The sequence below is a fragment of the Lactobacillus delbrueckii subsp. bulgaricus genome (assembly GCF_046938665.1).
Lineage (GTDB): Bacteria > Bacillota > Bacilli > Lactobacillales > Lactobacillaceae > Lactobacillus > Lactobacillus delbrueckii_C.
The window spans coordinates 1-22,365 of the sequence record NZ_JBKZCD010000005.1; the positions used below are offsets into that span (position 1 = coordinate 1).

At 50.1% G+C, this 22,365-nt stretch carries 24 protein-coding genes; 16 read left to right on the forward strand and 8 right to left on the reverse strand.

The window, feature by feature from the left end:
- Positions 1-382: 382 nt before the first annotated feature.
- Both ACLUXO_RS04360 and ACLUXO_RS04365 read left to right on the forward strand, forming a co-directional pair.
- Positions 383-1,495, forward strand: a complete 1,113-nt coding sequence (locus tag ACLUXO_RS04360; protein WP_412136466.1) for a hypothetical protein — start codon at positions 383-385, stop codon at positions 1,493-1,495.
- A gap of 306 nt (positions 1,496-1,801) precedes the next feature.
- Positions 1,802-2,530 (forward strand): restriction endonuclease, encoded by a 729-nt coding sequence (locus ACLUXO_RS04365; RefSeq protein WP_412136467.1) that lies wholly within the window; start codon positions 1,802-1,804, stop codon positions 2,528-2,530.
- A gap of 12 nt (positions 2,531-2,542) precedes the next feature.
- Here ACLUXO_RS04365 and ACLUXO_RS04370 read toward each other — a convergent pair whose 3' ends face one another.
- From ACLUXO_RS04370 to ACLUXO_RS04400, 7 genes are all read right to left on the reverse strand, one after another.
- Entirely contained in the window at positions 2,543-3,112 is a 570-nt protein-coding gene (locus ACLUXO_RS04370; RefSeq protein WP_412136468.1) for a Panacea domain-containing protein, read from the reverse strand.
- Positions 3,113-3,244: 132 nt separating this feature from the next.
- Complete coding sequence (gene cps2T / locus ACLUXO_RS04375; protein ID WP_412136533.1) at positions 3,245-4,432, reverse strand: beta 1-4 rhamnosyltransferase Cps2T; 1,188 nt, start codon at positions 4,430-4,432, stop codon at positions 3,245-3,247.
- Between the two features lie 6 nt (positions 4,433-4,438).
- Positions 4,439-5,074 carry a sugar transferase gene (locus ACLUXO_RS04380; protein ID WP_412136469.1) on the reverse strand — a complete coding sequence of 212 codons (636 nt, stop codon included), beginning with the start codon at positions 5,072-5,074 and terminating at the stop codon, positions 4,439-4,441.
- Positions 5,074-6,009 carry an EamA family transporter gene (locus ACLUXO_RS04385; RefSeq protein ID WP_412136470.1) on the reverse strand — a complete coding sequence of 312 codons (936 nt, stop codon included), beginning with the start codon at positions 6,007-6,009 and terminating at the stop codon, positions 5,074-5,076. Before ACLUXO_RS04385 ends, ACLUXO_RS04380 begins: the two co-directional genes overlap by 1 nt.
- 18 nt (positions 6,010-6,027) lie before the next feature.
- On the reverse strand, positions 6,028-6,918 hold the full coding sequence (locus ACLUXO_RS04390) for an NTP transferase domain-containing protein (RefSeq protein ID WP_412136471.1): 891 nt from the start codon (positions 6,916-6,918) through the stop codon (positions 6,028-6,030).
- Positions 6,918-7,808, reverse strand: coding sequence for a phosphotransferase (locus ACLUXO_RS04395; RefSeq protein ID WP_412136472.1), 891 nt, complete (start codon positions 7,806-7,808; stop codon positions 6,918-6,920). Before ACLUXO_RS04395 ends, ACLUXO_RS04390 begins: the two co-directional genes overlap by 1 nt.
- 124 nt (positions 7,809-7,932) lie before the next feature.
- Positions 7,933-8,745: a LicD family protein gene (locus tag ACLUXO_RS04400; protein ID WP_412136473.1), complete on the reverse strand. Its 813-nt coding sequence runs from the start codon at positions 8,743-8,745 to the stop codon at positions 7,933-7,935.
- A gap of 300 nt (positions 8,746-9,045) precedes the next feature.
- Here ACLUXO_RS04400 and ACLUXO_RS04405 point away from each other — a divergent pair, with 300 nt between their 5' ends.
- The 10 genes from ACLUXO_RS04405 (at position 9,046) to ACLUXO_RS04450 (ending at position 18,305) form a co-directional block, all read left to right on the forward strand.
- Positions 9,046-10,038, forward strand: coding sequence for a capsular polysaccharide synthesis protein (locus ACLUXO_RS04405; protein ID WP_412136474.1), 993 nt, complete (start codon positions 9,046-9,048; stop codon positions 10,036-10,038).
- Positions 10,031-10,993: a DUF6625 family protein gene (locus ACLUXO_RS04410; protein ID WP_412136475.1), complete on the forward strand. Its 963-nt coding sequence runs from the start codon at positions 10,031-10,033 to the stop codon at positions 10,991-10,993. Before ACLUXO_RS04405 ends, ACLUXO_RS04410 begins: the two co-directional genes overlap by 8 nt.
- 1 nt (position 10,994) lies before the next feature.
- Positions 10,995-12,233: a polymerase gene (locus ACLUXO_RS04415; protein ID WP_412136476.1), complete on the forward strand. Its 1,239-nt coding sequence runs from the start codon at positions 10,995-10,997 to the stop codon at positions 12,231-12,233.
- 49 nt (positions 12,234-12,282) lie between these two features.
- Complete coding sequence (locus ACLUXO_RS04420; protein WP_412136477.1) at positions 12,283-13,725, forward strand: oligosaccharide flippase family protein; 1,443 nt, start codon at positions 12,283-12,285, stop codon at positions 13,723-13,725.
- A gap of 109 nt (positions 13,726-13,834) precedes the next feature.
- Positions 13,835-14,830, forward strand: a complete 996-nt coding sequence (gene dhaK / locus ACLUXO_RS04425; RefSeq protein ID WP_412136478.1) for a dihydroxyacetone kinase subunit DhaK — start codon at positions 13,835-13,837, stop codon at positions 14,828-14,830.
- 13 nt (positions 14,831-14,843) lie between these two features.
- A complete protein-coding gene (gene dhaL / locus ACLUXO_RS04430) occupies positions 14,844-15,425 on the forward strand; it encodes a dihydroxyacetone kinase subunit DhaL (protein WP_412136479.1) in 582 nt (193 codons plus the stop codon).
- Position 15,426: 1 nt separating this feature from the next.
- Positions 15,427-15,804, forward strand: a complete 378-nt coding sequence (dhaM, locus tag ACLUXO_RS04435) for a dihydroxyacetone kinase phosphoryl donor subunit DhaM (protein WP_270448708.1) — start codon at positions 15,427-15,429, stop codon at positions 15,802-15,804.
- Position 15,805: 1 nt separating this feature from the next.
- Positions 15,806-16,510, forward strand: coding sequence for an MIP/aquaporin family protein (locus ACLUXO_RS04440; RefSeq protein ID WP_412136480.1), 705 nt, complete (start codon positions 15,806-15,808; stop codon positions 16,508-16,510).
- 11 nt (positions 16,511-16,521) lie between these two features.
- Positions 16,522-17,046: a TetR family transcriptional regulator gene (locus ACLUXO_RS04445; RefSeq protein WP_412136481.1), complete on the forward strand. Its 525-nt coding sequence runs from the start codon at positions 16,522-16,524 to the stop codon at positions 17,044-17,046.
- Between the two features lie 86 nt (positions 17,047-17,132).
- The gene (locus ACLUXO_RS04450) at positions 17,133-18,305 is read left to right on the forward strand and encodes a MerR family transcriptional regulator (RefSeq protein ID WP_412136482.1); all 1,173 of its coding nucleotides are present in this window, start codon (positions 17,133-17,135) and stop codon (positions 18,303-18,305) included.
- On the opposite strand, the gene ACLUXO_RS04455 is transcribed toward ACLUXO_RS04450, so the two are convergent.
- Positions 18,289-18,588 (reverse strand): hypothetical protein, encoded by a 300-nt coding sequence (locus ACLUXO_RS04455; RefSeq protein WP_412136483.1) that lies wholly within the window; start codon positions 18,586-18,588, stop codon positions 18,289-18,291. The genes ACLUXO_RS04450 and ACLUXO_RS04455 overlap by 17 nt on opposite strands.
- 149 nt (positions 18,589-18,737) lie before the next feature.
- Here ACLUXO_RS04455 and rfbB point away from each other — a divergent pair, with 149 nt between their 5' ends.
- The 4 genes from rfbB to rfbD are packed head-to-tail and all read left to right on the forward strand — an operon-like array spanning position 18,738 to position 22,302.
- Positions 18,738-19,775 carry a dTDP-glucose 4,6-dehydratase gene (rfbB, locus tag ACLUXO_RS04460; RefSeq protein ID WP_003620254.1) on the forward strand — a complete coding sequence of 346 codons (1,038 nt, stop codon included), beginning with the start codon at positions 18,738-18,740 and terminating at the stop codon, positions 19,773-19,775.
- 19 nt (positions 19,776-19,794) lie between these two features.
- A complete protein-coding gene (gene rfbA / locus ACLUXO_RS04465; protein ID WP_412136484.1) occupies positions 19,795-20,679 on the forward strand; it encodes a glucose-1-phosphate thymidylyltransferase RfbA in 885 nt (294 codons plus the stop codon).
- 26 nt (positions 20,680-20,705) lie between these two features.
- Complete coding sequence (gene rfbC / locus ACLUXO_RS04470; protein ID WP_270448701.1) at positions 20,706-21,314, forward strand: dTDP-4-dehydrorhamnose 3,5-epimerase; 609 nt, start codon at positions 20,706-20,708, stop codon at positions 21,312-21,314.
- A 13-nt stretch (positions 21,315-21,327) separates the two neighbouring features.
- Entirely contained in the window at positions 21,328-22,302 is a 975-nt protein-coding gene (gene rfbD, locus ACLUXO_RS04475) for a dTDP-4-dehydrorhamnose reductase (protein ID WP_412136485.1), read from the forward strand.
- The last annotated feature ends 63 nt before the right edge of the window (positions 22,303-22,365 follow it).

Consider the following 22,365-nt stretch of genomic DNA (forward strand, 5'->3'; position numbering starts at 1 on the left):
TATTACCTAGAGGCCAAAAGCACAAGAGAACACTAAGTTACCTGGGCAGGGGATGGTTTACCTGTTGTGCTATAATGTAAGTACGAAGATAATGAACCAGGTTCATCGGGGATTCCCCCTAATTGCATATCTTATTATTGAGTTTGCAAGAAATGGTACCAGCTGATTACTTGTGCCGAACCGGTAAGGGCGCTTAATAGGCGCTCTTTTTTATTTTTTAGGCTTAAACAGGCGTCCAACAGCTTGATGGCAAAAATGTATCACTTTGATATCAGTTTGATAACTTTCTGTCAGTTGCTGGTTATAAATCGCTAGGCTACCAAAGCAATGTGGTATTATAATATACTCTAAGAAATTGTACTTTTGGATGAAGGAGTTAGCTATGAGTAAAGAGATGGATGAAGCAACTTTTTTGAATTTCTACAAGAATACTGCCTTAAATTATTCGGTGGCGATGAAGAAGGCCATTAGTCGTCGATTAATGCAAGAGAAGTTGATCACCTTCGATCCACAAACTACTCTAGAAAATCAACAGGATTACCCATTATTCTTATCTGACAAAGATAACACTGAAGCGACTATTGCTAAAACAACCACTGATGCAAGGCTTTCCCAGTTTTATGAGAAATGGGAATTAATCAAACTTTACAAGTATTCAGTTCCTTTCTTCTTTGAGAGTGACAAGTCAGTTGAAGAACTATTGGAAGTTGCTAAAGTTCATAAATTGGAGAGTCAGATTTCGCGTACTTTGCCAGCTGAACTGAAGGATGCTCAGCCAATTTATTACAAAGTATCTAATCAAGCCATTTTGGTAAAATTCGTCTTGCAGAAGTCATATCCGGATAGAGATACTTATGAGTCTGTTGATTACCGTTATCCGGTTGTTATCTATTTCGACTTGGAAAATAAGTGTCTCGAAATAAGATATGATGCTGTAAAGAATCGGAGCTTTTACCCTAATACAGGTGATATTTATAGCGACGTAGTCAGTTACAGCATCAAGTGGTTGAAAGATGTTTTGAAAATTAGATTGTTTAAGTGCGATCACTCCCAGGCTATTGATAAGCTTAAGACGGCAACTAGTGACTCGGTTAAGATTTATCGTCAGATGATGTTATTGAATTCTGGTGGTTCGGCTGATTTAACAGCTGCAATGGATGAGGACTCTGTTCTACCATTTATTGGTGAATTGCGGGAACTGATTGATGAAAATGAAGAAGTCTTTAACAAAGCACCAGAAATCAAAGAATTGTTGATTAGATATTTAGATGATAAAGAAACTACTGCTAATTATCCCTATGTATATGTGCAATGGGAAAATCCCGTCGTTTCACAGAGTTACCTGGTTAAGATCACTTTTGACTTCTCTAATCGAGAATACACAGTACTACAACACTTGACAGGAACTTGTAAAGATTTAGAAATGGGGCGAATGAACGATGCAATCAAATATCTTTGCACAAGTGGTACCTTTATTAAAGGAGAAGAACTTTAATATTAGTATAGATGACTTTGTTGACTTCATGAGTCACTACCATGCAAGTGAGTGGGTTTACCCAAGCGTAATTCACCGTAAGTTACAGATGGATATCAAAACGGTTTACGAGTTAATGGAGTTTTTAACCGCAAAAAATTACTTGACACCATATTTGCAGATCTATTGCCCAAACTGTAAAAGATATACTGGCTTTTGTTATAAAACAATTGGTGAAATACCGAGTGAAATCGGTTGTCCAAATTGTGATTATGAAATTACGGATCCAATTAACCATGCTATAGTAGTTTACCGGGTGAATAAGGTATGAAGGATGATGGTAAGCGTGAAAAACTAAATCGGATTGCTGATGACATGAGCAATCAAGGACTGCTCTTTTCAGAATTGTTTCAAATGTTAGCAGAAACAAATTCGCCATCATTGGGACTTTCAGATAAAGTATTTGCAAATTTTGCATCGTTATATGATCGAATAGATAGTGGAAACTATTCTCAAGTCGAGAAGGGAAAACTTCTTGAAGATTTAATAGCAATTCTTTTTGAAGAAGGTTATCCCACAATGCTCGATATCAGAAAGAATATGCTAACTAGTAGTAACGAAATCGATATACTGGTCAATTGGTCAAAAAGTGCCACTCAGTCTGGGATACAGCTACTGGAAGATGAAATGGGTTCGTATTTTCTTGTTGAGTGCAAGAACTATAATAATAAAGTGGGAGTAACGTATTTGGGAAAGTTTTTCTCGCTAATGTGTTATACCGATACCAAACTAGGCGTGTTTATTGCTTGGAATGGAATTACGGGTTCTGATAATTCTTGGAATGATGCGGTTGGCTTGGTGAAGAAGCTGGCTTTAGGTGAAAAAAAGTATATTTTAGTCCTTACTAAAGCTGATCTGAAGAAGATACGCCAAAAAGAGACCAACATTTTTACTCTGTTAGAACACAAATATCTGGCTTTAAAAACTGATATTTCATACAAGTCTCTTATTAAGAAACATGAAATTGAAATTGACAATCTATCGTCACCAGAGTAAGTTTATTTAGCGTTAGAAGCAAAGAAAAATCCCTGTATTCGCATTATTGCAAATATAGGGATTTTTAGTATGGAAAGTAATATTCGCCTCAAGGTTGTTGATATAGCAGCTTTCGATCTCTTGGTTGGTATAGTCAGCAGCTGAATAGTTCTTTATTTCATCCTGATAGTTTGACCAACTAGGATCGTTATGAGTCAATTCGATCAGTCTCCAAGTCGGGATCTCAAGCAACTTCAGTAGTTCTGATTTAAGCTTAGGAAAAATATCACGGCCAACGTCAGCCGCAGAAATAGGAGGAATAGGTATAATCGTCAAAGTATCGAGTGAAAAGTCAAAAGCTTCATCATGAATCGGTGAAGACCCATTTGATTTAAAGCAGTCGTAAACCTCCCTTTCTATGGGGCCATACTGCCACTTGGCAAATTCTCCGTTTATCAAGCGTTTTTTGTACTTGTGCAGGTAGAATCCCTGCAAGAAGAACAAAATCTTCTGAAGCTTTAAATTGGTTAGTTCGACATTGTTTTCCTTAGCTGTATCAATTACAAAGTTTGAAACTCTAAAGACATCAAATCCCTTGTCCATATTAATCGCTCCTTCCTCTTGGTATACATTATGTTATTACCTTGGCTTCAAATTTTCCGAAAGAGTAAACGATTTTCCTTACACTAAATAGCAACAGTAAGACCCGCACCCAATCATGGATGCGGGCCTTCTTCATTTCAGCCACAATTCCTCGTATTCCCCGGCAATCGCGGGCCAGCTGTAGGCATGCGCGACCCGCCTCCGGGCCGCCTGGCCAAAGTCTTCAACTGCCTGCTGGCTGAAGCCTTCAACCTTCTCGATTAACCGCCGCAAACTTCCCGGCTCCTTGCTCCAGTAAAGGCCAGCCTGTCTGGCCACCTCCTGGTTGAAGGCAACGTCGTAAAGCAGGTTAAGCTTGGTGCTGCTGAGGCTCTCCAGAAGGGACGGGTTGGTCCCGCCAACTGAGTGCCCATGCAAGTAGGCGTAGGCGTTCTCCCGGATTTTTCTAAGCAAATCCTGGTCGTAAACCGTGCCCACGAACTTGATCCGCGGGTCTCGCTTGAAGTGCAATTTCTCCTCCAATTTTGCCAAAAAACGGTCGTTAGCCGTCGTGATAATGGCCAAATCCTTCCGGCTCTTGCTCGCCATAAATTCCCTGATCATCGTCTCAAAATTATTCTCCGGCACAAACCGGCCCACAATCAAGTGGTACTGCCCCGTCCGCAATTTTTTCTCCTTCAGCCAATTGTTAAAAAGCCGGTCACTGTCGCCTAAAGGACTAGCCGCCAGCTGGCTGCCATAAGCGATGAAGGCAGTCTCTGGCCGGTACTTGCCGTAGTTCTTTAAAATATAGCGCTCAATCGCAATCGAATCGCAGATCACCTGGTCGCAGTTTTTCACCATCAATCTCTCTGACACTTGCCAATACTTTCGGACTAGCCAGGGCCACTTGCCCCGCCGCCACTCATGCCCGTCCGGGTTGATGAAGACCTGCCCGCCTAAGCGGTGGACTTGCCGTGCGTACTTCTTCATAAAAGGCCCGATCCGGCAGGCCAGGATGTAAAAAATCGCCCCCTCAATCTCATGCTGCTTGCAATAATCGATCCCATAGTCCAGAGCCGCCAGGTCATAATAGATCGCCTGCGCCGGGCCCAGCTTCTCCGGTACCCGGATCTTATAGCAATTCGCCCCCCGGTACTTAAAGCGGATGCGGCTGCCTTCCATGGCGCCATCCCCGTTTTCCTTGCAGGCCACGTGGTACTGGATCTTTTTATGACCCGCGTGCTGGTCCAGGAGCTGCTTGACGAAGGTTTCGTAGCCCCCATAAGAGCCCAGGCCCTTAGAACCGATAATAAATACATGTCTCTCTTTCAGAAAAATCCCTCCTCACATCCCTGTTGGCTTAAAAAGCAGGCCAAGGGTTTTAAAAATCAACCGCAAATCCAGCCACAGGGACCGCTGGTTGATGTACTTGATATCTAATTGCACCATCTGGTCGAAATCGCCTTCGTTCCGGCACTCCACCTGCCACAGGCCCGAGCATCCCGGCTTGACTAAGAGCCTTTGCCAGTCATATGCGCTGTACTGCCTGGCTTCTTCTGGCAGGGGCGGCCGGGGGCCAATCAAGGCCATCTCTCCCTTAAGCACATTGACCAGCTGCGGCAGTTCATCCAAGCTATGCCGCCGCATCATCTTCCCGATTTTGGTCACTCGCGGGTCATCCTTGATCTTAAACATGGCGCCCGCAATCTCATTTTTCTCCAGTAAATCTTTTTTCATTTTGTCCGCCCCCTCGATCATGGAGCGGAACTTCCAGATTTTAAAAGTTTGTCCGCCTTGGCCCAGGCGGGTTTGCGAATATAAAACTGGCCCGCCGTCTTCTAATTTTATTTTTATCGCCAAATATAAAAAAAGGGGAGAGAAGAGGGCCAGGCCTAAGCTGCTCAAGCCCAAATCCAGCAAGCGGCTGGCTGTCCGGTAGACCGGCCGCCCCTTTACTTTCCGGTAGTTGATTTTTTCCATCAGTCATCACCTCGCTTAAACAAAGCCCGCCAGTCTGCCGCCGTCAAAATGCTGCCGGCAAAGACCAGGCCGGCGAAAAAGATGGTCCGCCAGTTGACCAAATCCCAGCCGCCCGCCAGGACTGTAAAGAGAAAGGCCCAGGCCGCGTAGGTCACGTTCAAGGCCATCGCCTTGCTCGGCCCCACCTGCTCAATGGCTTTGTAGTAACAGAAGTAGGAGGCCGTTGCCATAGCGCTGGCGCCGGCGAGCAAAAATCCTAGCTTGCCCGGCCCTTTAGTCACCAGCTCGCCCACAAAGTCTCCCGCTTGCAGGGCCGTAATTAAAAGCATCCCTGAAATTACCGCAGCCGTAGTCTGCCTTATCTGCAAGGCCTGCCCGGTCTTGATCCCGCCCTTAAAGCACTTGGCCAAAATCACTGCCTCCAGTCCCCAGCCGCCGGCGCACATAATAGCGCTGGCCAGGCCTAAGATTATATTGTCCTCAGTCACTTGCCCGCTGGTAGTCAAGCCATATACTCCGGCTAAACTCGCCAAAAGGCAGGCCCAGCGGGAGAGGGGGAGTCTTTCTCCCAATAGCAGCTGGGCCAGGAGGGCCCCAACCGCTGGAAAAAGGGCGCAGGCTACGGCCCCTAAGGCTGGCCCCATGAACTTGACCGCTAAAACATAGCCCGTCATCCCGACCGGGCCGCCAACCGCCGCGGCTAAAACGATCCAGCCGCCGCCTTTTTGCCAATTTTTCCAGGCCGACCTTTCCCCAGTCGCCAGCCTCTGCCCCCAGAGCCAGAAGCAGGAGAGGGTGTCATGGAAAAAGGCGCAGACGAAGGGGGCTAAAAAGGCGGCCTCTAAATCCCGGCTGAAAACCGGCAGAGCCACTGCCCCGCCTAAGAGCAGGGTTTCTACGGCCCAAGTGATGCCAGCTAAAATTCCCGCTAACATGATCGCCTTCCTTCCTATTTAATAGGGATGCCCCATCCGCTGGCAGCGGATGACCCGGCCCAGCTGGTAGAGGTAGCAATACAGGCGCCCGTCATGGCGGAAGTGGAAGCCAATCGCCTCATTGCCCCGGCCCTTGATGGGCTTGATCCGGTCCAGTTCTCCTTCATCGGTAGCTAGCATTTTGGCGCATTTTTTCAGGATATAGGACCGGGAATCCTCTTGGTAGGACTTGTCGAACTGGCGCAAGTCTTCCAGACTGTCGAATTCCTTGATATAGCCGGCCGGGAACCTGGCTACCCGCATCTTGAGCAGGTCTAAGTTTTCGGCAAAAATCTCCTCCCAATACTTGCCGCTGGCCGCGTTGCCTTTTTTCTCCATAATTTGAAAAAAGCGCCGGGAAAAGTCCTCCCGCCAAAAGGCATGGCCCAGCATGTACCAGGAATTTTTAGCCGACCTGGTCACGCGGTTAATATAGCCCTCCTGGTCAGTTGCGATGCCCCATTCGTCAGTTTCACCTTGGCTGTACTGGCCGGCATAGTAGCTGCCGGTTTTCTCCAGGCCCAGGCGAAAAGGGTTGGACAAAAAGTAGTTGTCTGCTGAGCAGATGAAGCTGTTTCTGATCACGTCCCGGGCCAGCCAGAGACTGGCCGCGCTGTTTTGCCGGGTATAGGCGGGATTGTCGATCAATTGCACGTCGTACTTGTCCTTTAAGTAAAAAAGCTGCTCCTTCTTGTAGCCGGTAACGATGTAGATATCGTTAACTCCGGTCGCCTGGAGCTGGCGGATCTGCCGCTCAAGCATAATTTCCCCCTTAACCTCGATCAGGCCCTTGGGCTTTTCATAAGACAAAGGGGCAAAGCGGGCTCCGGTCCCGCCGGCCAAGATTACCGCGTTGTCGACGCACGTCATCAGGCCACCCCCGTTCTCTTTAAAGCTATTGCCGCGTACTCTTTGGCATAGCGGTACTGCCGCCGGCCGTAAGGAGCCAGGGCCTGCTCCGGCTGGAAGGCCTCGCACCAGTTGGACCAGAGCAGGCCGCAGATGGCCATGTAGCAGTAGATCTTGCTCTTGATATTTTCCGGGCACTTTTGGCCAAAATATAAATCCAGCAAGTGGTCAAGTTCCGCTCTTTCATAGCCGGCGTAGATGGCGAACATGGCCAGGTCCACGTGCGGGTCCTGCATCCCCGCGTACTCCCAGTCGGTTAATTGCAGTTTGCTTTGTCCGCCTTCCTGGTAAAAAAGGCAGTTGTCAGCCACCGGATCCAGGTGGGTCAGGCAGCTTTCCTTTGGCACTGTGTCTAAGTAGGGTTTTAAGCTAAAAATCTGCCCTTTAGTTTCCCGGTAGTCTGGGAAAAGGGAGGGCCGGAGGCCCCGGATTTGCTCGTAATCCTTAATCTGGGCAAAAAGGTCGAAGCTATGTGGGAGCTCGATCTTGGCCTGGTGCAGGCCCTTGATTTTTTCTACCCAGCGGACTAGGTCGCCTTCTTTTTTCGGGTTACAGGGCCGGGCCTGGGGTAAAAAGGGACTGAGCTTATAGCCGGTTTCCGGATCCAGGTAAAGGGGGGAGTCGCAGAAATTATAGGGGGCGATGGCCTGGTAGACAGCGGCTTCCCGGGTCCGGTCGATAATTTGCCGGCCAGGCCTGGGCTGGCGGAAGTGGTAGCTTTTTCCGCCATAATCCAGGCGGAAGGAGTGGTTGGTCATGCCCTTGTTTAAAGGCACGAAATTCAGTTCATCAGGGTCAGCTTGGAAAAAGATGGCAATCGTCGTGACTGCCCGCTGACTTAAGTAGGACATGTGGTCACCTTCTTTTTCTAAAAAAACTCGTGAAATATCTTGTCCTAACAGCTTAGCATGGCTGATAGATAAGATAAAATGACATCTTTTAATTGCACTAAAAATTCTGCTTATGGTTGCAAGACTATTTGGGATAAATCTTGTAGTCGTGGTGGGGATAGCGGTCCGCGGCCGGGGGCAATTTCTCATAGTCCCCGTAGTATTCCCGCAAGATAGGAGCAGGATCAGCCGGAACGCGGAAGTTGGACCCGGCAAAAGGGACGTACTTGCCCTCCCCGAAGTGTTTTTTGTCCAGCAGATGGACCCCGCCGTCCGGCCAGGCTGGGACGCCGACCTTCTGCTGGCCCTCTTTTGTTTTGGCAAAAATGATCCGCTGGATTTTTTCATCAACGGCCTGGGCAAAGCCCTCGCCCCAGATCCGGTCAACCGCCTTTTTGTAAAGCCGGTGGGCACTTTTGGTCAAAAAGTTCTGCGGCCAGGTCGCCGCGTAGGCGTAGTAGGCCATGTTGACCAGTTTGCAGCGGCGGTAGAGCTGGCGGGCCACTGGGTAGGAAGAGCCGTTTTCGTCCAAGGGGTAGATGTCGGTGAAAATGCCGGCAGAAAACTGCTCGGCGGGCTTGGTGGAAACGAACTCATAGTCCTGATTGCTAAAGCGGGCCAGGCCATAGGGATAGCCCGGGCTGTTTTCTCGGGTCGCGATCCGGTAGGGAGCAGGAAGGTCTTTTTCGCAGTAGGCGATGAAGGCCTCGTAGTCCCGCCGGGGCATCCAGATGTCGGTGTCGTCGTCCCAGGGGATAAAGTCCTGGTTGCGGACGGCGCCTAAGAGGGTCCCGTAGGCCAGGTAGTAGGTCAGGTCCTGCTCTTGGCAAATCCGGTCAATTATCTGGAGATTGTCCAGTTCGACCGCTTGTATCTCGCTAATTGTGAGTTTTCGCATGTCTGCCTCCTTCAAAATTCGGTTTTTGCTTTGTAGTCAAATAATTTAGCAGGCCAAAATATGCCCCGTCAAGTCTGGAAAACTTAAGAAATTCTTTCCCCCTCGTGCAAAAAGTTGCTGGAAATTTTTAAAGAGCAGCTTTTTTCCTATTAGGCGACAGCCGCAAAAAGGCGGGGGATTTTTTCACAAAGTCGGTAAAAAACAAGCACGAAATCCGGAAGAGCGGGAAATAGTCTTGTACAATCCTGCACTTGTATGCTAATTTATTGCTTACAAAATTTTACGCGAAGGAGATGACCAATGAAAACACGCAACCTGCGCAAGCTCATTAAACAGCAAGGAGGCTGGGACCTGGTCCGCCAGTACGCCGCGGCCGGTAACCTGCCCCTGGCGGCAGGACAACTGCTGCTGCTTGGAAGAAAAGAAAAGGCCCTGGAGATCCTCCGCCTCAGCGCCCAGTACCGGGTCAAGGAGAAGCTGGCCAGGCAGTACCGGAAGGAGCTTGGCCACTTAGTTAAGCTGCACAAAGATGCCGGGGAAAAAGAGAAGATGAAAAGCAATAATGAAAATGACCAGCCCTATGTCTGGTTTTGCTGGCTGCAAGGCTTGGCTGAAGCCCCGCAAGTCGTCAGAAACTGTTATAAATCAGCTTTGGCGGCTTACGCGGGGAAGGGGAAAGTAACCTTGATCACGGAAGACAACTACCGGGACTATGTGACTTTTCCCCAGGAAATCCAGGCGAAAATTAAGCGCGGAATTATAGCTGGCGCGCATTTAGCTGATTTGATCCGGCTGGAGCTCTTGATCAATTACGGGGGCATCTGGACGGACGCGACTGTTTTTTACAGTGGGGCTTTGCCGGATTTTCTGCTCAGAAACCGCCTCTTTGCCTACCAGATCGTCAAGCCGGGCAGGGACGGGCAAGCCATCCCCATGTCTAACTGGCTCTTGGTTTCCCCGAAAAGAAACCGGCTGCTCTTGATCACCCGGGACCTGCTCTACGCTTACTGGAGAAAGCATGACAAGTTGCTTGACTACTACATTTTCCACATCTTTTTCCAGCTGGCGGCTGAGGCCTGCCCAGGTGATTGGGCGGAGGTAATCCCTGTGGACAGCGGAGCCCCCCACCTGTTAGGCCAGCGCTTATTTGACCAGTTTGAACCGGATTTTTGGCAGGCGATTAAGGAGCAAACTAGTATCCACAAGCTGTCATACAAGTTCCCGCCGGGGATGTTTTTGCAAAAGGGGACTTATTTTGCAAAAGTTGTGGCGCAAGGAGGCAAAAATGGCTAAAGAGAAGAAACTGGCTTTGGTAATTTGCTACTTTGGGCCTTTGCCGGCCTACGCGGATTTGTTTTTTAGGTCAGTTAAAGAAAACCCGACGACTGACTTTATTCTGGCGACCGACCAGCTGGTCAAGAATCCCCCGGCCAATCTCAAGGTCAAGTATCTGACTTTGGCGGATTTGCGGACGAAATTCCAAAAGAAGCTGGGCTTCGCGATCCGGCTGCATGCGCCTTATAAAATCTGCGACTACCGGCCGGCCTTTGGCTGGCTCCTGTCCGACTGGCTCAAGGACTACCGCTATTGGGGCCACTGCGATTTGGACCAGGTCATGGGGGATTTGGAGAAATTTTTGCCGGAGAAATTGCTGGAAAAATACGACAAGGTCTACCAGCACGGCCATTTGACCGTCTTCCGCAATACTTTGGTTAACAACCTCCGCTTCGTGGCCAAGGGGGGACAGAACTACCGGCAGGTTTTCCAGACAGACCTGCCCTGCGTCTTTGACGAGGTGGAAGGAATCCAGAAAAAGTTTGCCAGGCTGGGCGCCAAGTGCTGTTTAAAGCGGGATTTCGCTGATATCTATTCTTGGCGCGAGCAGATGCGGCGGACCAAGTCCTATTTACGGGGGCGGGAGAAGAAAAAGCTGAACAGCCCCCGCCAGGTCTTCTTTTATGAAAAAGGCCGGGTCTACCGGGCCTACTTTGCCGGCGGGAAAATGAACTATGAAGAGCTGGCCTACCTGCATTTTCCCAAAAGGCAGATGCGGCAGAATTTTTACCAGAGCGACTCCTACTTTATCGGCAAGGACGGCTTCTACGCTAAAGAGCCGGGTTTTAATGTGACCATGGGGGAGATCAAGCGCTATAACGGCTTCAGTCTGCTGGGGGAAGCCCGGGTGAAGCTGGCTTATTGGACCTTCATCTGGACCCGGCGCTACCGCAAGTACGTCCTTAAGCGCTAGTATGGTAGTCCGCCTGCGCCGGCAGAACCTGGTCACCCTCTACTTAAGCGGGCAGATGGTCTGTTTTGCCTGCTTGAATCAAGTCTGTCCAATGCCTTTGGCCGACAGCCAAGATGAAATTTTGGCCGTTTTTTGCCTGATCGGGATTGCCTGGGCACTAATAAGTAAGCGGCTGGGCCAAGAAAAAGAGGGGCTTTTGTTAAAAATTTGCCTTGCCCTGGCTCTTGTGGAAAGCCTGGGGATAATCTCTAACTGGATGTCGGGGCTAATCAGCGGGACACCAGTCTTGGTCGACGCCTTTAAATTGGTCAAGCTGCCCCTGGTCCTCTTTTACGTCAGCTGTTGTCTGCGCCCTTGGGAAAAAAGGACGCTTGTGGCCAACTTGCTTTTGGCCAGTAAATGCTTTATTCTGCTGGCTTTTCTCGGCGGTATCATCAATTTGGCGGTTGACGTCGGCTTTAGCTACGACCTCCGCTATGGGATCCGGTCTTATAAGTTCATCTATGAGAACCCAGCGGCATTAAATGAGGTCCTGCTGGTCTCTTTAGTGCTGATCATGCTGGGGGATGGGATTGGAAAAAAGAGTAAGAAAAATAAGCGCGGACTTAGCTATAGCAAGGCCTGGCTCCTTTTATATTTGTTAACTGTGGCCATGACCTTGCGGGCCGGAGGAATCGGGGCCAGCGGGATTTTGCTTGTGGGCCTGCACTTTGAGAAAAAGGGAGTCCGCTTGACTTGGAGAAAAGGCGTCAGTGCGGCCTTCGTGGCTTTTTGCCTGGGTTATCCCCAGGTCAAGGAGTACTTTTTCAGCGAAACGGTCAGGTCGAAATTGCTCCGGCATTCCTTGCTCGTTTTGCGGGACTATTTTCCTTTAGGCAGCGGCTTCGCGACTTACGGGTCAGACCAGGCCTTTAAGCATTATTCGCCCCTATATGTCCGCTTTGGTTTCCACCACGACTACGCTTTGGCCCAGGAAACGGGCTTTGCCATGAACGACAACTTCTGGCCTATGCTTTTCGCCCAGTTCGGCCTCTTTGGGGCTTTCATATATGTGTACTGGTTAGTCGTCCAGCTGGGCTATTGTTTGAAAAAAGCTCCGCCGGGTCAGCCGCGGGCCGGGGCTCTGGGCCTCATCGCCTTCTTCCTAATCAGCTCGGTGGGCAACCCGATTTTTACCAGTGCTTCTGGGGTCTTTCTGGCGGTGGCCTTGGGTTTGACCAGTGATTTTTTGCAAAAGTAACAAGAAAGATAGAGAGAAGAAAATAGAGAGAATAGAGAGAAGGTGACGGATGGAAAAAGTTGAGAAATCGCTGCCGCGCAATGCCCTGGCCAGCGGCCTGCAGACGGGGACCCGCTTAGTTTGTGCCCTGGTGACTTACCCTTATTTGGCCAGGATCTTGCGGGTTGACCAACTGGGCCAGTACGACTTCGCGGCCACCATTGTCAGCTGGGCGGCGCTAGTGGCAGGCCTGGGCATCTACGCCTACGCGACCAGGGAAGGGGCAAAAAAGCGGGATGACCCGGAAGAGCTGTCCCGCTTTGCTTCGGAAGTCCTGGTCATCAACCTGGCCTCGACCTTGCTGGCCTATTTGGGCCTGGCGGCCTGTCTGCTTTTTTCAAGTAAGCTGCGGGAATATGGACCGCTGATTTGGACGCTTAGCTCCGGCATTATTTTTACGACCTTGGGCTGCGAGTGGCTTTACGCGATTCACGAGGAATATGGCTACCTGGCTCTGCGGAACATCTGCTTTCAAGTTTTGTCTCTGATCCTGCTCTTGACATATGTCAAGGATGAAAGCGATCTATTGCTGTATGCTTGGACTACGGTGGCGGGCAGCGCGGGGGCCAACTTGATCAACTTTCTGCGGCTGCGTAAGTACTGCACCTGGTCTTTGACCTGGCGCTTTTCCTGGCAAAAGCACCTCCTGCCCATCCTCGTCTTATTCGCCAACTCTCTGGTCAACTTGCTTTACGTAAGCGCGGATGTAGCCCAGCTGGGAGTGATGACCGGCGACTATTATGTAGGCCTTTACTCGGTGGCCAGCAAGGTTACGGCCCTGCTTAAGCAATTGTTAGGTGCTGTGATCGTTGTGACCGTGCCGCGTCTGGCCTGCTTATATGGGCAAAAGGGCGGAGAATTTTTTCAAAAATTGGCCCGGCAGATTGCGGATTTGCTAGTGACGCTAGCTTTGCCAGCATCCTGCGCCTTGTTTGCCTTAGGCGAGGAGGTCGTCATTTTAACCGCGGACTTAGATTTTGCGCCGGCTGCAGGGGCCATGAAGCTTCTGGGTCTGGCCTTAGTTTTCTCGCTCTTGGCCTGGTTTTACATGGCGGCGGTTTTGGTTCCGGCTAGGCAGGAGAAGGTGGCTTTGCTTGCAATCAGCATCGCTTCTGTAGTCAATATTTGCTTGAACTTCCTGTTGATTCCGGCCTTTAAGGAGGCGGGGGCAGCTTTAGCAACCTTGCTTGCGGACCTGGTGACTTGTCTGGCTTGTTACTTTTTGGCGAAAAAGTCGGCCCGCCTCTTGCCCAGCATGAAAAAGCTGGCCAGTAGCCTGCTCGGCTGCCTTTATGTTTACTTGGTTTGCCAAGCCGCTTTAGCTAAAGGAATGGGGCCAGGAGCGACGGTCTTTTGGGCAGCTCTCTGGGCCATCCCCGGCTACTTTGTGATTTTATATCTGCTTGGCAACCGGGTCTTGCTGGAATTTAAGCGTGGAAGTAGATGGGAGTAAGAATTAATCCACTTGACCGGACAAGTTCTGAAAACTGTCCGTTGAAAAGATAACGCTTACAATATATGATGTGGTTAAACAAGTTGGAAGAAGTAAGGAGGATTTTCCGATGAAAAAGATCATTAATGACCCAAGCAATGTTGTTGAAGAAATGGTAACTGGCCTAGCCGGAATGTACCCGCAATACGTTGAACGGATCCCGGCTACGGCCGCTTTAGTCCGCAGCGACAAGGACTCAATGACCGGCAAGGTTGGTCTGGTCAGCGGCGGTGGTAGCGGCCATGAACCAGCCCACGCTGGTTATGTTGGCAAAGGGATGCTGACTGCGGCTGTTTGTGGGCAAGTCTTTACTTCCCCGACTCCAGACCAAATCTATGAAGCTATTAAGGCAGCCGACCAAGGCAAGGGCGTCTTCTTGATCGTCAAGAACTATTCTGGCGACGTGATGAACTTTGACATGGCCAAGGACTTAGCAGCTATGGACGACATTGAAGTCCGCTCTATCGTGGTTGACGACGACATCGCCGTGGAAAACAGCCTTTATACTCAAGGCCGGCGCGGGGTGGCCGGGACTGTCTTCATGCATAAAATCTTAGGTGCGGCTGCTGACCAAGGTGCTAGCTTGGATGAAATTGAGAAATTAGCCAAGGCAGTATTGCCGCACATTAACACGATTGGTGTTGCCTTGTCAGCAGCTACGGTTCCAGAAGTTGGCAAGCCGGGCTTCGTTTTAGCTGATGACGAAATTGAATACGGGGTCGGGATTCACAGCGAACCAGGCTATCGCAGAGAAAAGATCAAGCCATCTAAGGACCTGGCCCAGGAACTGCTCAGCAAGATCGATGATAGCTTGAAGCTGTCTGCTGACAAGAAGTACGCCATCTTGGTTAACGGGATGGGGGCAACTCCACTCATGGAACAATACATCTTTAGCAAGGATATCCTGGACTGGCTGGGTGCTAAAGGCATTAAGCCTGTCTTCACCAAGGCCGGCAACTACATGACTTCCATCGACATGGCTGGTATTTCCTTGACGGTGATGGAAATCGCGGATGACAAGTGGCTGGACTACTTGAACTATCCAGTTAAGACGATTGCTTGGTAAGGGGGAGCAAAAAATGGAACTGACGACTGAACTTTTAGACAAGTGGATGGCAATTTTTGCAGAAAAAATCGAAGCCAACAAGGCTTACTTAAGTGACCTGGACACTCCGATTGGCGACGGGGACCATGGCAATAACATGGCCAGAGGGATGGCCGCGGTTGAAGAAGCCTTGCAGACTAAAAAGCCAGCTGATTTGACCTCAGCTTTAAAGCTGGTGGCAATGTCTCTGATCAGCAAGGTCGGCGGGGCTTCAGGTCCCCTCTATGGGACAGCCTTCTTGGAAATGGCCAAGCTGAGCAATAGTGAAACTGACCTGGCGAAATTGACTGAAGCGGCCCTTTTGGGAATCAAGAAGCGGGGCGGCGCTGAACCTGGCGATAAGACCATGGTTGATGTCTGGTCAGCAGTCGTACCGGCTTTAGCTAAAGGAAACTTAACTAACGAACTCATTCAAGAGGCAGTTGAAAGCACCAAGCCGATGCAGGCCAAGAAGGGGCGGGCATCTTACTTAGGTGAGCGGTCAATTGGCCACTTGGACCCAGGCTCAGTATCTAGCGGCTACCTCTTTACCGCTTTGCTGGAAGCGGAGGGTTAAGATGACTTACGGTATTTTGATCGTGTCCCATGTGCCCGAAATCGCGGCAGGTTTGCCTAAACTGCTTAAGCAGGTAGCGGCTGACGTGCCAATTACCTTTGCTGGTGGTACTGATGACGGCGATATTGGGACCAGTATGGAAAAGATTGGGCAGGCAATTGAAGAAAATGCGGCTGACGAGCTACTGGCTTTTTACGACCTGGGCAGTGCTAGAATGAATCTGGATATGGCTGGGGAGTTTGCCGAGAAAAAGGTCCGCGTTTATGATGTGGCCTTGATCGAAGGCTCTTATGTGGCGGCTTCACTTTTGCAGGCCGGCGTTGGCTTGGCTGAACTTGAAAGCCAGCTGGCGCCTTTGAAGATTAAAGGAGATAACTAACATGAACGGCTTTTTAGGAGAGTTCTTAGGAACGATGATTTTGATCGTGCTGGGTGTCGGCTGCGGGGCCGGGATCAGCTTGAATAAGGCTTATGCCAAGGGGCAGGGCTGGCTGTTTGTCACCCTGGCCTGGGGTATGGCGGTAACCTTCGGTGTTTACGTGGCTGGCCAATTTGGCTCACAAGGCCATCTCAACCCAGCGGTAACTATTGGCTTCGCGGCCTTCGGCTTCTTCCCATGGAGTCAGGTAATGCCGTACTTGCTGGGGCAATTCCTGGGCGCCTTTGTCGGGGCAGCTCTGGTAATCCTGCACTACTACCCGCACTTCAAGGCAACCAAGGCTGACGAAGGCAACAGCGTGGGGATCTTTGCGACTGGCCCAGCCATCAGTAACCCTGTTTTCAACTTCTTGAGTGAAACGATCGCGACTTTTGTCTTCATCTTCACCTTGCTCAACCTGGGCAACTTCACCCAAGGCTTGAAGCCATTAATTGTTGGCTTCTTGATTATGGTGGTTGGTCAAGCTCTGGGTTCAACGACTGGCTTTGCCTTGAACCCGGCCCGGGATTTCTCACCACGTCTGGCTTACGCGATTTTGCCAGTGCCAAACAAGGGCGGGGCTAACTGGGCTTATGCCTGGGTGCCAGTCTTAGGGCCAATCGCCGGTGGTCTTTTAGCTAGCGGCCTGCAAGCTCTGTTAAAGTAGAGTGTTAGCCAATGTCAGAATGTTTAAAGCTGCACATCTCGCAAGTTTTTAAAGATGAGGTGGCCAAAAACGGCTTTAACCATGTAAGTGTTGCCAAGATCATGAAGCAAAGCGGGATTAGGCGGCAGACTTTTTACGAGAACTTTAAGGACAAGTTCGATCTTTTGGACTATACGATCAAGTCAATGATGGAAAACGATATCGAGAGCAATATCGGCTACCTGGACTGGGAAGGCATCATCTTTTTGGTCTTTTACGGGATCGAACTGAATAAAAGTTTCTATAAGAGCGTCTATGAAAGCCAGACGGAGGTTGATGTGGTTGGGGAAATTTCCAGCCATATCGCCGTCTTGCTTAAGCAGATTATTGAAGAAGAAGGAGCGGATTTTGATCAGCAGGCCAAGGACTTTGTGGAAACTTTTTGTCTGGGTCTGACTTATACAATGATTGACAATCTTTTCCGGCCGCATCCGCTGGAATACGATGTTATCGCCAGCAAGGTCGACAATGCCCTTCACTTCACCTTGAATCTGTAAAAATTTACCCTTGAACTCCGGCTTGAGCTCAAGGGTATTTTTGTCCAGAAAAAATCGGTTATAATCTAAGGCAGAAAGGAGCTCCCATGACCGACTACTACACATCCGGCGAATTTGCCAAGCGGGCCCACGTGTCCGTCAGAACGATCCGCTACTATGACCAGCAGAACCTCCTCAAACCTTCAGCCAGAAGCAAGGGCGGGGCCAGACGCTACAGCGACGCTGACTTCGCCAAGCTCCAGCAGATCCTCCTGTTAAAATACCTGGGCTTTTCCTTAGGGGAAATCCGCGGCCTGACCCTGGGGGCCAGCGACCGGCGCCGCCTCCTGGATTCCCTCCAAATCCAGCGGCGCCTAGTGGAAGAGCGGATTGAAGAAATGACCGCTGTTGAAGCCGCCATCGACTCAACCACCCAAACCCTGGAAGCTGGCAAGCCCGTTGACTGGAGCCGGATGCTGGAACTGCTCCACCGGTCAACCATGACCCAGAGCCTCAAGACCCAGTACCAGAACGCCACCAACATCTCCGCCCGGATCCGCCTGCACCGGGACTACTCCATGAACAAGGAGGGCTGGTTCCCTTGGCTTTTCTGCCAGCTCGACTTAGTTCCCGGCTTAAAAGTTTTAGAGATCGGCTGCGGGAATGGCGAACTCTGGGCTACTAGCCACGACCGCCTGCCTAAGGATTGCCAGGTCATCTTGACCGACATTTCAGAAGGGATGCTGGCCGATGCCAAAAAGGAAATCGGTGAAGACAGCCGCTTTTCCTATAACCAATGCGACGCGGCCCACTTGCCTTTTGCCGACGAAGAATTTGACCTGGTCGTCGCCAACCACATGCTTTTTTACTGCGACGACATCCCCCAGGTCCTTAAAGAAGTCCGCCGGGTTTTGAAAAAAGGGGGCCGCTTCTGCGCGTCAACCTACAGCCAGCGCCACATGCACGAAATCACTGACTTGGTCCAGGAGTTCAACTCCCAAATCGTCCTCTCTTCCGTCAACCTCTATGATCGCTTCGGCTTAGACAACGGGGAAGAGATCCTCGCTCCGTTTTTTGCCCAAGTGACCTGTCGGTGCTACGAGGACGCCATCGAATTAGACGAAGCTGAACCCGTTATTTCTTATATCTTGTCCTGCCACGGCAACCAGAACGCCCTTCTCTTGGACCGCTACCAGGAATTTAAGCAATTCGTTGAAGCTGAGGTTGCCGGGGGCTTCCACATCACTAAAGACGCCGGGACCTTTATCTGCCGCAAATAGCGGGCAGCTGTGCAACTGATGAATTTAGCGTGGCTGCGTAAATTATGGGGCAGAATTTTGCGAATATCGCCATGGCTGCGTAAATTATGGGGCAGAATTTTGCGAATATCGCCATGGCTACGTAAATTATGGGGCAGAATTTTGCGAATATCGCCATGGCTACGTAAATTATGGGTCTGAACTTTGCGAATATCGCCATGGCTACGTAAATTATGGGGCAGAATTTTGCGAATATCGTCATGGCTGCGTAAATTACGGGGCTGAACTTTGCGAATATCGCCATGGCTACGTAATTTTTCCATCTCAAGTCTTTAAAGCTTTTTAAAAAACGACGGTTATTTTATTTTTTCTATTGAAGCTTACGTAACGTCATGTTTTATACTTTGAGTCAGTCAAGAAAAATTGCTTAGTTTGAACTCGGAGGTTCATTACATGAAAATTATCGTTACCGGTGGTGCCGGCTTTATCGGTTCCAACTTTGTCTTCTACATGATGAAGAAGCACCCAGACTACAAGATCATCTGCCTGGACAAGCTGACTTACGCGGGCAACCTGTCAACCTTGAAGGATGTCATGGACAAGCCAAACTTCCGCTTCGTCAAGCTGGACATCTGCGACCGCGAAGGCGTCTACAAGCTTTTTGAAGAAGAACACCCGGATGTTGTTGTTAACTTCGCCGCAGAAAGCCACGTTGACCGGTCAATCGAAAACCCGGAAATCTTCCTGCAAACCAACATCATCGGTACTTCTGTTTTGATGGACGCCTGCCGCAAGTACGGGATCAAGCGTTACCACCAAGTATCAACTGACGAAGTTTACGGCGACCTGCCGCTGGACCGGCCAGACCTCTTCTTCCACGAAGACACTCCGCTGCACACTTCCAGCCCATACTCATCATCAAAGGCCAGCGCTGACCTTTTGGTCGGGGCTTACGGCAGAACTTACGGCCTGCCTGTAACTATTTCCCGTTGCTCAAACAACTACGGCCCTTACCAATTCCCGGAAAAGCTGATCCCATTGATGATCCAAAGAGCCTTGGACGACAAGCCTTTGCCAGTTTACGGTGAAGGCCAAAACGTCCGCGACTGGCTTTACGTTGAAGACCACTGCAAGGCCATCGACCTCATTTTGGAAAAGGGGACGGTTGGTGAAGTCTACAACATCGGCGGCCACAACGAAATGCACAACATCGACATCGTTAAGCTGATCTGTGACTACCTGGACAAGCCTTACTCCTTGATCGAACACGTTACTGACCGCAAGGGTCACGACCAACGTTACGCTATCGACCCAACCAAGATCCACGACGAACTCGGCTGGTTGCCGGAAACCATGTTCAAGGACGGTATCAAGAAGACCATCCAATGGTACCTGGACAACAAGGAATGGTGGGAAAACATCATCTCCGGTGACTACCAGAACTACTACCAGGAAATGTATGGCAAGAAGCAGGTTTTAGACGAAAAGTAAGAGGCAAGGAAGAGAAAAAATGAAGGGAATTATCTTAGCAGGTGGTTCAGGCACTCGTCTGTATCCATTAACCCTGGTTACCAGTAAGCAGCTTTTGCCTGTTTATGACAAGCCAATGATCTACTACCCGTTGTCAACTTTGATGCTGGCCGGGATCAAGGACATCTTGGTTATCTCCACGCCAGCTGACACTCCGCGCTTTAAGGAACTTTTGGGCGACGGGTCACAATTCGGCGTCAAGCTCTCTTACAAGGTTCAGCCAAGTCCAGACGGCCTGGCCCAAGCCTTTACTTTGGGCGAAGACTTCATCAACGGTGAACCTTGCGCCATGGTTTTGGGCGACAACATCTTCTACGTCAACGGCTTTACTGACATGCTGGAAAACGCCGCCAAGGACGCGGAAGCTGGCCGGGCAACGGTTTTTGGCTACTACGTCAACGATCCGGAACGGTTTGGGGTTGTGGAATTTGACAAGGACGGCCACGCGATTTCCATCGAAGAAAAGCCGGCTCAGCCAAAGAGCAACTACGCCGTAACTGGTTTGTACTTCTACCCAGCTGGCGTGAGCGAAAGAGCCGCCCAGGTTAAGCCAAGTGCCCGCGGGGAAGTGGAAATCACTTCTTTGAACGAGATGTACTTGAACGACAACACCTTGGACGTTCAGCTTTTGGGCCGGGGCTACGCCTGGCTGGATACCGGGACGATGCAGAGCCTGGTTGACGCCTCCAACTTTGTTAAGATGGTAGAAGAACGGACTGGGGTAAGCATCTCAGCCCCAGAAGAAATTGCCTACGTGCACGGCTGGATTGACGAAGACAAGTTGATGGAAGCTGCCAAGCACTACGGCAAGAGCCCTTACGGCCAGCACCTCAAGGCAGTGGCTGAAGGCAAGCTGAAGTATTAATTTTTTAGAAAGAAGAGTCAGAAAAAATGGGTCAAATCAAAGTTGAAAAGAATGTCGGCGGTATTGAAGGTTTGGCAGTGATTACGCCAGCAGTTCACGGGGATGACCGTGGCTACTTCATGGAAACCTACAACGAAAACGACATGAAGGAAGCTGGTTTTGACATCAACTTCGTCCAAGACAACCAATCAAGCTCAACCAAGGGCGTTTTGCGGGGCCTGCACTTCCAAAAGCACTTCCCGCAATGCAAGCTGGTCCGGGCTGTTCGCGGGGATGTCTTCGACGTTGCCGTTGACCTGAGAAGCGACTCCAAGACCTACGGCAAGTGGTACGGGGTGGAACTGACTGCTGAAAACAAGAAGCAATTCTTGATTCCAGAAGGTTTCGCCCACGGCTTCCTGGTTTTGAGCGACGTGGCTGAATTCTGCTACAAGGTTAACGACTTCTGGCACCCAAACGATGAAGGCGGCATGGCTTGGAACGACCCTGAAATCGGGATTGAATGGCCGCAATTGGTTGGCGAATACCCGGGCTCAGCTGATGCTAGCGGCTACGCTTTGGAAGACGGTACTAAGCTGACTTTGTCCGACAAGGACCAAAAGTGGCTGGGCCTTAAGGACACTTTCAAGTTTTAATTAGGAGGAAAAAATGAAGGTTTTCGTAACTGGCGTCAACGGCCAACTGGGCCACGACGTGATGAACGAACTGGCTAAGCGCGGCTACGAAGGCGTTGGCAGCGACTTGGCTCCGGAATACAGCGGGATCGCTGACGGCTCAGCTGTTACTACTGCTCCTTACGTTTCTTTGGACATTACTAACGCGGAAGGCGTAAAGCAGGCCATCACTGAAGTTAACCCTGACGTGATCGTTCACTGTGCTGCCTGGACTGCAGTTGACCTGGCTGAAGACGACGACAAGGTTGCGGCTGTCCGCAAGGTCAACACTGACGGTACCCAAAACATTGCCAACGTAGCCAAGGAATTAGACGTGCCAATGGTTTACATCTCCACTGACTACGTCTTCGATGGCCAGGGCACTACTCCATGGGACCCGGACTTCAAGGGCTACAAGCCAATGAACGTTTACGGGGAAACCAAGCTGGGCGGGGAACTTGCCGTATCTGAAACTTTGGACAAGTACTTCATCGTCCGGATCGCCTGGGTCTTCGGCTTGAACGGGAAGAACTTCATCAAGACTATGCTCAACGTGGGCAAGACCCATGATGAAGTCAAGGTGGTCAGCGACCAAATTGGTACGCCAACTTATACTTTAGACTTGGCCCGGCTTTTGGTCGACATGATCGAAACTGACAAGTACGGCTACTACCACGCAACTAACGCGGAATTGCCGGCAACTGAGAGCGGTTATGACGAAAATGGCACGAAGACCGGCTACATCAGCTGGTACGATTTCACTAAGGAAATCTACCGCCAGGCTGGCTACAAGACCAGGGTAACTCCGGTTACCACGGAAGAATACGGCCTCTCCAAGGCTGTACGGCCATTTAACTCCCGTTTGGACAAGAGCAAGTTGGAAGAGAATGGCTTCAAGCCGCTGCCAACTTGGCCAGATGCCGTGCACCGCTACTTGGAAGCCTTGAAGGCTGACGGCTTCTTTGACTAAGCAATTTTTAAGAGAACTGGATGTGAAATCCGGTGCTTTTTTGCTTGTTTTTAGGCTTATCCA

Coding starts and splice junctions, on each gene's coding strand:
- ACLUXO_RS04380 (WP_412136469.1), bottom strand. CDS start 5,074: ATGGAAAAAATCAACTACCGGAAAGTAAAGGGGCGGCCGGTCTACCGG.
- ACLUXO_RS04415 (WP_412136476.1), top strand. CDS start 10,995: ATGGTAGTCCGCCTGCGCCGGCAGAACCTGGTCACCCTCTACTTAAGC.
- ACLUXO_RS04400 (WP_412136473.1), bottom strand. CDS start 8,745: ATGCGAAAACTCACAATTAGCGAGATACAAGCGGTCGAACTGGACAAT.
- ACLUXO_RS04445 (WP_412136481.1), top strand. CDS start 16,522: ATGTCAGAATGTTTAAAGCTGCACATCTCGCAAGTTTTTAAAGATGAG.
- rfbC (WP_270448701.1), top strand. CDS start 20,706: ATGGGTCAAATCAAAGTTGAAAAGAATGTCGGCGGTATTGAAGGTTTG.
- dhaL (WP_412136479.1), top strand. CDS start 14,844: ATGGAACTGACGACTGAACTTTTAGACAAGTGGATGGCAATTTTTGCA.
- ACLUXO_RS04440 (WP_412136480.1), top strand. CDS start 15,806: ATGAACGGCTTTTTAGGAGAGTTCTTAGGAACGATGATTTTGATCGTG.
- ACLUXO_RS04385 (WP_412136470.1), bottom strand. CDS start 6,009: ATGTTAGCGGGAATTTTAGCTGGCATCACTTGGGCCGTAGAAACCCTG.
- rfbD (WP_412136485.1), top strand. CDS start 21,328: ATGAAGGTTTTCGTAACTGGCGTCAACGGCCAACTGGGCCACGACGTG.
- rfbB (WP_003620254.1), top strand. CDS start 18,738: ATGAAAATTATCGTTACCGGTGGTGCCGGCTTTATCGGTTCCAACTTT.
- ACLUXO_RS04420 (WP_412136477.1), top strand. CDS start 12,283: ATGGAAAAAGTTGAGAAATCGCTGCCGCGCAATGCCCTGGCCAGCGGC.
- ACLUXO_RS04395 (WP_412136472.1), bottom strand. CDS start 7,808: ATGTCCTACTTAAGTCAGCGGGCAGTCACGACGATTGCCATCTTTTTC.
- ACLUXO_RS04405 (WP_412136474.1), top strand. CDS start 9,046: ATGAAAACACGCAACCTGCGCAAGCTCATTAAACAGCAAGGAGGCTGG.
- ACLUXO_RS04370 (WP_412136468.1), bottom strand. CDS start 3,112: ATGGACAAGGGATTTGATGTCTTTAGAGTTTCAAACTTTGTAATTGAT.
- dhaM (WP_270448708.1), top strand. CDS start 15,427: ATGACTTACGGTATTTTGATCGTGTCCCATGTGCCCGAAATCGCGGCA.
- ACLUXO_RS04410 (WP_412136475.1), top strand. CDS start 10,031: ATGGCTAAAGAGAAGAAACTGGCTTTGGTAATTTGCTACTTTGGGCCT.
- rfbA (WP_412136484.1), top strand. CDS start 19,795: ATGAAGGGAATTATCTTAGCAGGTGGTTCAGGCACTCGTCTGTATCCA.
- dhaK (WP_412136478.1), top strand. CDS start 13,835: ATGAAAAAGATCATTAATGACCCAAGCAATGTTGTTGAAGAAATGGTA.
- ACLUXO_RS04450 (WP_412136482.1), top strand. CDS start 17,133: ATGACCGACTACTACACATCCGGCGAATTTGCCAAGCGGGCCCACGTG.
- ACLUXO_RS04365 (WP_412136467.1), top strand. CDS start 1,802: ATGAAGGATGATGGTAAGCGTGAAAAACTAAATCGGATTGCTGATGAC.
- ACLUXO_RS04455 (WP_412136483.1), bottom strand. CDS start 18,588: ATGGCGATATTCGCAAAGTTCAGCCCCGTAATTTACGCAGCCATGACG.
- ACLUXO_RS04390 (WP_412136471.1), bottom strand. CDS start 6,918: ATGACGTGCGTCGACAACGCGGTAATCTTGGCCGGCGGGACCGGAGCC.
- ACLUXO_RS04360 (WP_412136466.1), top strand. CDS start 383: ATGAGTAAAGAGATGGATGAAGCAACTTTTTTGAATTTCTACAAGAAT.